This is a genomic window from Aquipuribacter hungaricus (genome assembly GCF_037860755.1).
Classification (GTDB): Bacteria; Actinomycetota; Actinomycetes; order Actinomycetales; family JBBAYJ01; genus Aquipuribacter; species Aquipuribacter hungaricus.
Genome location: NZ_JBBEOI010000004.1, coordinates 1 through 11,093 on the forward strand (window position 1 = coordinate 1; position 11,093 = coordinate 11,093).

Consider the following 11,093-nt stretch of genomic DNA (forward strand, 5'->3'; position numbering starts at 1 on the left):
GGACGGCGGGGCGACCGACCCCCGCGCCGACCCGGCCGGCACCCGCCCCGGCGACCCGCTCGCCGAGCTGGCCGCCGCGGCCGGGTACGACGACGCCGAGCGGTGGTGGGACGCCGTGGTCGAGGGCCGGGAGCACGCCACCGCCCCGTTCGAGGAGCTCACCGCCGCCATGACCGTGCTGCGCGAGGGGCACGGGCTGTCGCTGCGCGAGGCCCGCCGCGAGGCCCACATGCGCCGCGTCCTCCGCCAGACGATCACCGGGGGCGCCTCGTCGGTCGCCTGCGTCGTGGGGGCCTGGCACGCGCCGGCGCTCACCGGCCGGCTCCCCACGGCCGCGGCGGACACGAAGCTCCTCACCCGGCTGCCCCGGCGCAAGGTGGCGCTCACCTGGGTGCCGTGGACGCACTCCCGGCTCGGGGTCTGGTCCGGCTACGGCGCCGGCATCACGTCGCCCGGCTGGTACGAGCACCTCTTCGCCGGCACCGGGGACCCGCTGGCCGGGTGGTTCACCCGGGTCGCCGGCGTGCTGCGAGAGGAGGACCTGCCGGTGTCGACGGCGTCGGTCATCGAGGCCGTCCGGTCCGCCCGCACCCTCGCCGCCCTGCGCGGGCGCGCCGCCGCCGGCCTGGCCGAGGTCCAGGACGTCACCCGGGCCGTGCTCGTCGACGGCGACGAGGGCCTGCTCGGCCTGGTCACCGACCGGCTGGTGGTGGGTGAGCGGCTCGGCGCCGTGCCCGACGACGTCGCGACCACGCCGCTCGAGGCCGACCTGCGCGCCACGGCCCGGCGTCTCCGGCTGCCGGTGGCGGCGGCCCCGAAGACCCTGGACCTCGACCTGCGCGAGCCGACCGGCGCCGAGCGGTCCCGGTTCCTGCGCCGGCTGCTGCTGCTCGACCTGCCGTGGGGGCGGCCCGGCCGCGACGAGGTCCGCTCGACCGGGACGTTCCGCGAGACATGGACGCTGGAGTGGGACCCGACCCTGTCCGTCCGGCTCGTCGAAGCGTCGCTGTGGGGGACGACGGTCGCCTCGGCCGCGACCGCCCGGATGGTGTCCCGGGCCGAGGGCACCGGCTCGTCGCTCGTCGACCTCGCCGAGGGCGTCGAGACCTGCCTGCTCGCCGACCTGCCCGACGCGCTGCCCGCCGTGCTCACCGCCCTGGACGAGCGGGCCGGCCACGCCGGCGACGCCGGGCACCTCATGGACGCGCTGTCCCCGGTGGTCCGGTCGCTGCGCTACGGCGACGTCCGCGGTACCCGCACCCCCGCGCTCGGCCGTGTCGCCGACGCGCTGCTGGCCAGGGTCTGCGCGGTGCTGCCGGTCGCCGTCCAGGGCGTCGACGACGACGCGGCCGGGGCGCTCCGGACCCGGCTCGAGGCTGTCCACCGGGCGGTCAGCCTGCGCGACGACCCCGATGCCACCCGGCTGTGGTCGGCGACCCTGCACGGGCTCGTCGAGCGCGCCGACCTGCACGGCCTGCTGCTCGGCCGCCTGGTCCGCCTGCTCCACGACGCGGGCGACCTGCCCGGCGACGACGTGGCCACCCGGCTCTCCCGGGCGCTGTCGGTAGGGGTGCCGGCCCCGGCCAAGGCCGCGTGGGTCGAGGGGTTCCTCGCCGGCGGCGGGCTGCTGCTCGTCCACGACCGGCAGCTGCTCGCGGCGCTCGACGGCTGGCTCGTCGGGCTCGGGCCGAGGGACCTCGTCGACGCCCTGCCCGCGCTGCGCCGTGCGTTCGGCGCGGTCGCCGCGGGGGAGCGCCGGGCGGTGGCCTCCGCCGTCGTCTCGCTCGGCGGCGGACCTCGTGCGGCGGCCGCAGACGACGGGCCCGACGTTGACTGGGAGCAGGCCGACGCGGCCCTGCGTGCGGTCGCGGCGCTGCTGGCAGGTGCCCGGTGAGCGACGGCCAGGCGGTCGACCGGCCCGTCGAGGACGGTCCTGTCCACGAGGGACCCACCGCTGCAGCGTCCGTTGAGGAGCGCGCCCGTCGCTGGCGGCTCGTCCTCGGCGGGGCGTCGGCCGAGGCGCTCGGCGCCACCCTGTCCGGTGCCGACGCGGGGATGGACCGGGCGCTGGCCGCGGTGTACGAGCCGGGCGAGGACCGGGCGGCGGGGCTGCAAGGCTCTGCCCCCCGGGTGGCGCGCTGGCTCGGCGACATCCGCACGTACTTCCCCTCGACCGTCGTGCAGGTCGTGCAGCGCGACGCCGTCGACCGGCTCGGCCTGCACCGGCTGCTGCTGGAGCCGGAGCTGCTGGGCAGCGTCGAGCCCGACGTCCACCTCGTCGGCACCCTGCTCAGCCTCACCCGCGCGCTGCCGGAGGCCACCCGTGCCACCGCCCGCCAGGTGGTCCGAACTGTCGTCGAGCAGATCGAGGCGCGGGTCGCCGACCGCACCCGCAGCGCCGTGAGCGGGGCCCTCGACCGTTCCGCCCGGACGTCACGGCCCCGGCTGCGCGACGTCGACTGGGACCGGACGATCCGCGCGAACCTGCGGCACTACCAGCCCGAGCAGCGCACCGTCGTCCCGGAGCGGCTCGTCGGCCACGCCCGGCGCAGCCAGGTCGTCGCCCGCGACGTCGTGCTCGCTGTCGACCAGTCCGGGTCGATGGCGGCCTCGGTCGTCTACTCCGCGGTGTTCGGCGCGGTGCTCGCGTCGATGCGGACGCTGCGGACCTCGCTCGTCGTGTTCGACACCGCCGTCGTCGACCTCACCGACCAGCTCGACGACCCCGTCGACGTCCTCTTCGCCACCCAGCTGGGCGGCGGTACCGACATCAACCGGGCCGTGGCGTACTGCCAGGGCCTGGTGCGGCGCCCCGGCGACACCCTGTTCGTCCTCATCAGCGACCTGTACGAGGGCGGCGTCCGGGAGGAGCTCCTGCGCCGGGTGCAGGCCATGCTCGGCGCCGGCGTGCAGGTACTCGTGCTGCTCGCGCTGTCGGACGAGGGTGCGCCGTCGTACGACGGCGAGCTCGCCGCCGAGCTGGCGGCCCTGGGGGCGCCGGCCTTCGCCTGCACGCCCGACGCCTTCCCGGACCTGCTCGCCGTGGCGCTGGCGCGCGGTGACGTGGATGCCTGGGTGCAGCGGGAGCAGCGGGCCGCCCGGGGACGGTGACGTCTGGTCCGCCCCTCGGGCGCAGCAGGCAGCCGCCGGTGTCCCGTACCCACGGCCGGCGCTGACGCCATGCGTCCTCGTGCGGCGCCGCGACCCTGCTCGCACGATGGGCCGGTGACCCAGGACCACGCACGGACCGTCGCCGCGCTCCTCGAGCGGTACGGGACCACGTACGCCGAGGAGGCCGGCATCACGCTCAAGGACACGCCGTCGCCGCTATTCCGGCTGCTGGTGCTGAGCAACCTCCTCTCGGCGCAGATCAGCGCCGCCATCGCCGTGGCCACCGCGCGGGCGCTGTCCTCGGCCGGCATGCGCACGGCCGACGCCATAGCCGGGGCGACGTGGCAGCAGCGCGTCGACGTGCTCGGCGAGGGCGGGTACCGCCGCTACGACGAGCGCACGTCGACGATGCTCGGCGACTGCGCCGACCTGGTCCGTGACCGGTGGAAGGGCGATCTCCGTCGTCTGCGCGACGAGGGCGCCGACGTCGACGGGGTCAGGGCGCTGCTGGAGGAGATGCCGGGCATCGGGCCGACCGGGTCGGCAATCTTCTGCCGCGAGGTGCAGGGCGTCTGGCCGGCCCTGGCGCCCTTCGTCGACGACCGGGTCGCCGAGGGGGCGCGAGCCGTCGGGCTGCCGACTGGACCCGACGAGCTCGCCGCGCTGGTGGACCCTGCCGACCTGCCGCGCCTGGCGTCGGCCTGCGTGCGGGTGACGCTCACCGACGGCGCGGCGGAAGAGGTCCTGCAGGGAGCGTGACGGACCGCCTGGGTGGTGACGCAGCGGCGGCGGCCCGAGGGACCGCCGCCGCCGCCCGGCCGGGTCAGCCGTGCGTCTTGCCGCCCGAGGCGTAGTAGCTGACGCAGTCGCCCTGGTTGACGAACGTGTCGGCCGGGAAGTTCGTCGCCCAGCCACCGTCCTTGCAGTCGACCTTGGTGAACACGCGCGGCTCGAAGTCGTACGTCGTGCCGCCGACGGTGAGTCCGTCGACCGCGGCGAGCAGGTCGGGGTTGCCGCTGCCCTGGTTGACGCCGAACGACGAGATCCGCGCGGCCGGGTTCGCGGCGATGATGTCGTCGAGCGCGACGAAGCTGCTGAAGCTGGTGGGGACGCCGGGGATGGCCCGGGTCGACCACCACTTGGCCTGACCCTTCGCCGACCAGGTCTCCCACGAGCCCTCCGGCGAGGTGCCGTAGGTGTAGTACGGCTCGAAGACGAGGACGGCGAAGCCACCGTCCACCGTCGGGCCGTTGTGGTCGATGGTGACGTTGATGGCCGGCGTCTGGACGTCCGGGGCTGTGGACGAGGCCGCCCGGAACGTCGAGAATGAGGCGTCCTGGAGCGCCGACAGGGGGAGGTCGGCGGAGGTGACCAGTTGCGCCTTGGCCCCGAAGTCGGGCGTCGACAGCTGCAGGGCGCCGGTGCCCAGCCCGGCGGGGGCGCCGAAAGCCGTGGTGAAGGCGAGGCCGCCGGTACCGCCGGTAGCGCCGGTGCTCCAGGTGGAGCCGAGGGCGGTCTCGGTGACGGTGGTGGTCGCGGCGGTGGCGGGGGTTGCCGACATGCCGAGGGTGAGCAGTGCCACCGCGGCGGCGGCGAACGCGGACGTGAGTCGCATGGGGGTCCTTCTCGTCGGTGAGGGGGTCGCCGCAGTCAAGCCTGCCGCTGGGCCGGACGGGTGGTGTTTGGCGGAAGTCGTCCGAGGACCGTCGGAAGCACCACGAGTTCTCAGGGGGTGCGCGTCTCCGCGGCTGCCTCGGCGCGGTCGAGCACCCGGTCGACAGCCTCGTCGGCGAGCCGGCGCGCCCGCCCCGGCGGCATCCGCCCCGGCTCGAGCAGGACGGAGACGGCGAGCCCGTCCATGAGCGCGAGCAGCTCGGCCGCCGCGTCGCGCGCCCACGGCGGGGGAGCAGCAGGGGTGCCATCACCCTCGGACAAAGCACCGCAGGCGAGCACGAGCCAGGCGATGCCGTCCTCCGCCCGCTGCCACGTCTCCCGGTGCAGCGCGGCGGTCGGGCCGTGCACGGCGGCGCGTGCCACGAAGGCGAGCCACAGCGCGGTGTCGGACCGGTCGTCGGGCTCGGCGGGCACGAGGCTGCGGACGGTCGCGCGCAGCCGGGCGTCCGGCCGGTCGGGCAGCTGCGACGCCTCCTCGTCGAGGCGCCGCCGGTAGACCTCCTCCAGCCGCACCATCGCCCCGGCGAGCATGGCGTCCTTGGTGGGGAAGTGGTGCTGCACCGCCCCGATCGACACGCCTGCGCGGGCGGCGACCCGGCGGACCGACGTGCCCTCGAGCCCCTGCTCGGAGATGACCGCGACCACGGCGTCGCGCACCGTGTCCGACGGGGAGGGTGGGTCCGGCACGGCAGGATCGTCGCACCCATACGATCGTATGGCACCCTGGTCGCATGGACTGGAGCACCCTGGCGGCGCTGCCCGTCCTCGCCCTCGTCGACAGCACGAGCGTGGGGACGCTGCTCCTGCCCGCGTGGCTCCTGCTCGCTCCGACCATCCGTCCACGGGCGGTGCTCGGCTACCTCGCCGTCGTCGCGGTCGTGTACTGGCTGCTGGGGCTGGCCCTGCTCGCAGGCGCCGACGTGGTCGTCGAGGCGGTGTCCGGTGCCTCCGACGGTGGCGGGGCCGACCGGCCGAGGGCGGTGCTGGTCGCTCAGCTGGTGGTCGGTGTGCTGCTGCTGGCGTGGGCGCTGCTGCCGGAGCGGTGGCGCCGTCGGCTCGGGCGGCGTCGCAGTCCCGCCGTCGACGTGGCCGACGGTGCTGCCGACGCGGGGAGACAGGAAGCACAGGGAGGCACGTTCGCCCCGGCGCCCGCGCACGCACCAAGCGCGCCCACCGGGCGGCTGGTCCGCTGGCGCGACCGTGCCGCCGAGGGCGGGTCCCCGACCGGGCTGCTCGCCCTGGCGGCCGTGGCCGTGCTGCTCGAGGCCGCGACGATGCTGCCGTACCTGGGCGCGGTGACCCTGCTCGCCTCCACCCCGCTCGCCACCGGCACGCAGGTGCTCGTGCTCGTCGGCTACTGCCTCGTCATGGTGCTGCCGGCGCTGCTCCTGGTCGCCTTCCGCGTGCTGGCCGCAAAGCGCGTGGAGCCGCTGCTGCGTCGGCTCGAGGGCTGGTCGAGGCGGGCGGGCGGCGAGGCCGTGCTGTGGGTGGCGGCGATCGCCGGGTTCCTCCTGGCGCGCGACGCGGCGGTCGCCCTCCGGCTGTTCTGAGCGGTCAGTACTCGTCCCCGACGGTGTTCGACGGGCGCTCGCCGCGGGCCAGCGCGAGCAGCTGCTCCCGCACGACGCCCCACGCCCGCTCGGTGGAGCCGCCGGTCTGCCCGCCGACGTGCGGGGTCAGCAGCAAGCCTGGGGCGTCCCACAGCGGGTGGTCCTCCGGCAGCGGCTCGGGGTCGGTGACGTCGAGTCCGGCGACGAGGCGGCCGGCCTGCAGCTCGGCGAGCAGGGCGTCGGTGTCGACGACCTGGCCGCGCGCGGCGTTGACCAGAGCGGCGCCGTCCTTCATCCGTGCCAGGAACGCCGCGTCGACCAGGCCGCGGGTGGCGTCGGTGAGCGGGACGACGAGCACCACGGCGTCGGCGTCGGGCAGCAGCTCGGGAAGCTCGTCGGTGCCGCGGACGCCCTCGCGGGCGGTCCGGGCGACGAGCGTCACGGTGCAGCCGAACCCGTCGAGCCGCAGCCGGGTCTGCTCGCCCAGGTCGCCGGCGCCGACGACGAGGACGTGGGCGCCCTGCAGGCCGGGGGAGCCGGCGTCGGACCAGTCGTGCCGGTCCTGCTGGCGGACGAAGCCGGGGATGCCGCGGCGCATCGCGAGCAGCACGGTGACGGCCCACTCCGCGGTCGCGCCGCCGTGCGCCCCGCGGCCGTTGACCAGCGACACCCCGTCGGGGAGCCGGCCGAGCCAGGTCTCGACCCCGGCGGACAGGGTCTGGACGACCTCGACGCCCTCGACGGCACGCACGACCTCGAGCACGTCGTCGCTCGACGCCCCCGCGGCGACGACCGCGCGGGCCGACCCGGGCCACGTGCTCCGGTCGCCGGCGTCGACGAGCACCGGCTCCAGCTCGTCGGCCCCGGACAGCGCGTCGAGGCCCTCCTGCGTGAACACGATGACGGTCGAGGGCATGGGTCGACCGTAGGTGCCCGTCCCGCCGGCCCGCTCCCCGGGGCAGACCGGCGTGACGGGGTCACCGGGTCCTCAGCCGGCCGTCACCACCGGTGGGCGACGTCGACGACGACCCGGGACGACGTGCCCGGCCCGTCCAGGGCGAGGACCCGGAACGGCAGCCGCGCCCGGACGCCCAGGCCGGCGGTCGACTGGCCCTCGAAGGAGCCGGCCCACGTCACCTCGCGGAAGGTGGCGTAGCCGCCCACGTCGAGCAGGCGCTGGCCGGTCGGCGGCACGAAGGTCGCCATCCCCTCGTCGTCGTAGGCGGGGGCACCGACGACGACCTCGAGGCGTGCGCCCCCGGCGGTGGGGACCACAGTGCCCGAGCCGTCGGAGCGGACCTGGTCGACGTAGCGGACGGAGTACCCCTGCGTCGAGCCGTCGACGTCGACGACGAGGCGGTCGAAGCAGGCGTGGCGGCCGGAGCGGAGGGCGACCAGGTCGCCCGGCGCGGAGGAGGGGGAGACGGTGGCGGCGGAGGTCTTCGGGAGAGATCCCCAGCCGGTGCCGCAGGACGCGGCGGCACCAGCGGTGGCGGGGACCAGGAGAGCCGGCAGGAGGAGCGCCAGCACAGCGACGGTGCGGGAGACGGCGGTCTTCATGCCCCGTACACGCGCGGCGACCCGCGCAGGTTGACGCCACCCGGGCGGTCGCAAGGGTGTACTGACAGGGCATCCTCCGGGGGCCTCCTCGGCGGGCACCGGCGGCCCCGGTCTGGTTGCATGAGGGACACCGCATACGAGCGCGCGCTGCCCGTGCCCCCACCGGGCGCAGCCGCGAGGCCCCTGCCGGGGCCGCCCGCTGCGGTGACCGAGCCACCGAGAGGACTCCACCATGCCCACGACCGTCAACGCCGTCGCCGCCCTCACCCCCGACGGCCCCCTCGAGCGCACCACCATCGAGCGCCGCGACGTCGGCCCGCACGAGGTCCGCATCGACATCGCCTTCGCCGGGATCTGCCACTCAGACATCCACACCGCCCGCGGCGAGTGGGGCGACGTCACCTACCCCATCGTCGTCGGCCACGAGATCGCCGGCACCGTCGCCGAGGTCGGCGCCGAGGTCACCAAGCACCAGGTCGGCGACCGCGTCGGCGTCGGCTGCATGGTCGACTCCTGCCGCGAGTGCTCCAGCTGCACCCAGGGCCTCGAGCAGTACTGCCTGGAGGGCAACATCGGCACGTACGCCGCGGTCGGCCGCGACGGCGAGCCCACGATGGGCGGGTACTCCCAGCAGATCGTCGTCACCGAGGACTTCGTGCTCCGCATCCCCGAGGGCATCGAGCTCGACGAGGCTGCGCCGCTGCTGTGCGCCGGCGTCACCCTGTACTCCCCGCTGCACCACTGGGGCGCCGGTCCCGGCAAGCGCGTCGCGATCGTCGGCCTCGGCGGCCTCGGCCACATGGGCGTCAAGATCGCCGCCGCCATGGGCGCCGAGGTCACGGTGCTGTCGCAGTCGCTGAAGAAGCAGGAGGACGGCCTGCGCCTGGGCGCCACCAGCTACCACGCCACCTCCGACCCCGACACGTTCACCTCGCTCGCCGGGTCCTTCGACCTCATCGTCAACACCGTGAGCGCCAAGCTCGACCTGGACCAGTACCTCGGCCTGCTCGCCGTCGACGGCACGATGGTCAACGTCGGTGCGCCGCCGGAGCCCCTCGACGTCGCCGTGTTCTCGCTCATCCCGTTCCGCCGCTCGTTCGCCGGCTCGGCCATCGGCGGCATCCCCGAGACCCAGGAGATGCTCGACTTCTGCGCCGAGAAGGGCATCGGCGCCGAGATCGAGGTCATCGGCGCGGACCAGGTCAACGAGGCCTGGGAGCGTGTCGTCGCCTCCGACGTGCGCTACCGCTTCGTCATCGACACCTCAACTCTGGCCTGACCCCAGCGACCCTGACGGCCCGTCCCCCTGCTGGGGGGCGGGCCGTCGTCGTACCCGGCTGCGAGGGTGTGCCCGTGGCGGAGCAGGCGGAAGAGCTGACGGTCCCCGACGTCGACGCGTGGCGGGAGTGGCTCGCCGAGCACGTGCACGAGCAGCCCGGCGTGTGGCTCACGCTGGCCAAGAAGGGCACGACGGAGCCGACGAGCCTGACGTACGCCCAGGCGCTGCAGGAGGCGCTGTGCCAGGGGTGGATCGACGGGCAGGCCAAGAGCGTCGACGACCAGGTCTACCGGCAGCGCTTCACCCCGCGCCGGGCCCGCAGCATCTGGTCCAAGCGCAACGTCGGGTACGTGGCCGCGCTCATCGAGGCCGGCCGGATGCAGCCCAACGGCCATGCCGAGATCGAGCGCGCCAAGGCCGACGGCCGTTGGGACGCGGCGTACTCGGGCCCCGCGACGATCGAGGTGCCCGAGGACCTGGTCGCCGCGCTCGCCGCCGAGCCCGCAGCCCAGGCGCTGTTCGCCGAGCTCGACGCCACGAACCGGTACGCGGTCCTGCACCGGGTGGTCACCGCGGTCAAGCCGGAGACCCGGGCCCGGCGGATCCAGGCCAACGTGGCGATGCTCGCGCGGGGGGAGACGGTGTACCCGCGCAAGCAGGCTCGGTAGGACCGGCGACCGGTACGTCCGTATCACCTCCGCTCGACGACCCCGCCGCCTACGCTCCGTCCACTGGCATCGGCCCGACCGACGGAGGTAGGCCCCGTGCACGAGCCCCGCTCTCTCACCCGCCGAGCGTTCGGCGTGCTGACCGCCGCGCTCACCGCCGCACTGGTCGCCGCGGTCCCGGCAGTGCCGGCGTCCGCCGCCCCCGGCTCGGACCCCGACCTGGTCGTCATGACCCGGAACCTGTACCTGGGCTCGAGCCTGGCGCCCGCGCTGACCGCGACCACCCCCGAGGGCTTCGTCGCCGCCGTCGCGCGGATCTACGCGACCGTGCAGTACACCGACTTCCCCGCCCGCGCCGAGGCGCTCGCCGACGAGATCGAGGCCACCTCGCCCGACCTCGTCGGGCTGCAGGAGGTGACGCGCTGGACGACGTCGGGCGTCAACCCGCCCCCCGGCTACGACTTCCTCCCGGTCCTGCAGGAGGCGCTCGAGGCGCGCGGGCTCGACTACTCGGTCGCCGCCACGGTGGACAACGCCTCGATCGGTCCCGCCCCGCTGGCGCTGGCTACGCAGGGCTGCGTACAGCCGGGCCCGACCATCACGTGCGCGGTCCGGCTCCAGGACCGCGACGTCATCCTCGTCAACGACGACACCCCCGGACTGACCTGGAGCAACCCGCAGAGCGGCCGGTACCGGGCGCAGGCGCTGCTGCCGTCGCCGGTCGGGCCGCTGTCGTTCGACCGCGGCTGGGTGAGCATCGACGCGCGGCTGGACAGGAAGCCGTTCCGCTTCGTGAACACCCACCTGGAGACCGAGGCGTTCCCGGCCGTGCAGCAGGCCCAGGCCGCGGAGTTCCTCGCCGGCCCCGGCAGGCGCGGGACGGTCATCGCCACCGGCGACTTCAACTCCGCCGCGGACGGGTCCTCGACGACGTCGTACGCGCAGCTGACCGCCCGGGGCAGGTTCCGCGACGCCTGGGACGAGCGTCTCCTCGGCGCTGGCCTCACCTGCTGCCAGACCTCGAGCACCCCGCCGCTGGCGCCGGGAGCCCTGAACAACCCGGTGTCCACGTTGCGCACCCGGATCGACCTGGTCCTCAGCCGCGGTGCGGCGCGAGCGGTGCCCGGTGAGGCCGTCGTGGTCGGTGACGTGCCGTTCCAGGGGGTGCCGCCGTTCTGGGCGTCGGACCATGCGGGGGTCGTCGCGGGGTTCGACCTGTAGCCGCGCAGCGCGCTGACCCAGCCGGACGGC

Annotated in this window: 11 protein-coding genes; 7 read left to right on the forward strand and 4 right to left on the reverse strand. The window is 75.4% G+C overall.

Annotated features, from left to right (window positions below):
* The 3 genes from WCS02_RS01775 to WCS02_RS01785 form a co-directional block, all read left to right on the forward strand.
* A partial coding sequence (locus WCS02_RS01775; protein ID WP_340288841.1) for a DUF5682 family protein occupies positions 1-1,894 on the forward strand: 1,894 nt, incomplete at its 5' end.
* Complete coding sequence (locus WCS02_RS01780) at positions 1,891-3,111, forward strand: VWA domain-containing protein (protein WP_340288844.1); 1,221 nt, start codon at positions 1,891-1,893, stop codon at positions 3,109-3,111. The genes WCS02_RS01775 and WCS02_RS01780, both read left to right, overlap by 4 nt.
* 114 nt (positions 3,112-3,225) lie before the next feature.
* Positions 3,226-3,870, forward strand: coding sequence for an endonuclease (locus WCS02_RS01785; RefSeq protein WP_340288847.1), 645 nt, complete (start codon positions 3,226-3,228; stop codon positions 3,868-3,870).
* A gap of 64 nt (positions 3,871-3,934) precedes the next feature.
* On the opposite strand, the gene WCS02_RS01790 is transcribed toward WCS02_RS01785, so the two are convergent.
* A complete protein-coding gene (locus WCS02_RS01790) occupies positions 3,935-4,726 on the reverse strand; it encodes a hypothetical protein (protein WP_340288850.1) in 792 nt (263 codons plus the stop codon).
* A 110-nt stretch (positions 4,727-4,836) separates the two neighbouring features.
* Complete coding sequence (locus WCS02_RS01795) at positions 4,837-5,472, reverse strand: TetR/AcrR family transcriptional regulator (RefSeq protein ID WP_340288853.1); 636 nt, start codon at positions 5,470-5,472, stop codon at positions 4,837-4,839.
* A 44-nt stretch (positions 5,473-5,516) separates the two neighbouring features.
* Here WCS02_RS01795 and WCS02_RS01800 point away from each other — a divergent pair, with 44 nt between their 5' ends.
* The gene (locus WCS02_RS01800; protein WP_340288856.1) at positions 5,517-6,335 is read left to right on the forward strand and encodes a GAP family protein; all 819 of its coding nucleotides are present in this window, start codon (positions 5,517-5,519) and stop codon (positions 6,333-6,335) included.
* 4 nt (positions 6,336-6,339) lie between these two features.
* Here the strand turns inward: WCS02_RS01800 and WCS02_RS01805 are convergent, their stop codons facing one another.
* Together WCS02_RS01805 and WCS02_RS01810 are read right to left on the reverse strand one after the other, a co-directional pair.
* Positions 6,340-7,251, reverse strand: a complete 912-nt coding sequence (locus WCS02_RS01805) for a 2-hydroxyacid dehydrogenase (protein ID WP_340288859.1) — start codon at positions 7,249-7,251, stop codon at positions 6,340-6,342.
* 83 nt (positions 7,252-7,334) lie between these two features.
* The gene (locus WCS02_RS01810; RefSeq protein ID WP_340288862.1) at positions 7,335-7,895 is read right to left on the reverse strand and encodes an AMIN-like domain-containing (lipo)protein; all 561 of its coding nucleotides are present in this window, start codon (positions 7,893-7,895) and stop codon (positions 7,335-7,337) included.
* 232 nt (positions 7,896-8,127) lie between these two features.
* Here WCS02_RS01810 and WCS02_RS01815 point away from each other — a divergent pair, with 232 nt between their 5' ends.
* The 3 genes from WCS02_RS01815 to WCS02_RS01825 all read left to right on the forward strand — a co-directional run bounded on the left by WCS02_RS01815 (position 8,128) and on the right by WCS02_RS01825 (position 11,063).
* A complete protein-coding gene (locus WCS02_RS01815) occupies positions 8,128-9,174 on the forward strand; it encodes an NAD(P)-dependent alcohol dehydrogenase (RefSeq protein ID WP_340288865.1) in 1,047 nt (348 codons plus the stop codon).
* 74 nt (positions 9,175-9,248) lie between these two features.
* A complete protein-coding gene (locus tag WCS02_RS01820) occupies positions 9,249-9,842 on the forward strand; it encodes a YdeI/OmpD-associated family protein (RefSeq protein ID WP_340288868.1) in 594 nt (197 codons plus the stop codon).
* A 96-nt stretch (positions 9,843-9,938) separates the two neighbouring features.
* Positions 9,939-11,063 carry an endonuclease/exonuclease/phosphatase family protein gene (locus tag WCS02_RS01825; protein WP_340288871.1) on the forward strand — a complete coding sequence of 375 codons (1,125 nt, stop codon included), beginning with the start codon at positions 9,939-9,941 and terminating at the stop codon, positions 11,061-11,063.
* The last annotated feature ends 30 nt before the right edge of the window (positions 11,064-11,093 follow it).

Excerpts from the sequence above, each read along its gene's own strand:
- WCS02_RS01815 (WP_340288865.1), top strand. The coding sequence starts at position 8,128 with ATGCCCACGACCGTCAACGCCGTCGCCGCCCTCACCCCCGACGGCCCC.
- WCS02_RS01800 (WP_340288856.1), top strand. The coding sequence starts at position 5,517 with ATGGACTGGAGCACCCTGGCGGCGCTGCCCGTCCTCGCCCTCGTCGAC.
- WCS02_RS01790 (WP_340288850.1), bottom strand. The coding sequence starts at position 4,726 with ATGCGACTCACGTCCGCGTTCGCCGCCGCCGCGGTGGCACTGCTCACC.
- WCS02_RS01805 (WP_340288859.1), bottom strand. The coding sequence starts at position 7,251 with ATGCCCTCGACCGTCATCGTGTTCACGCAGGAGGGCCTCGACGCGCTG.
- WCS02_RS01810 (WP_340288862.1), bottom strand. The coding sequence starts at position 7,895 with ATGAAGACCGCCGTCTCCCGCACCGTCGCTGTGCTGGCGCTCCTCCTG.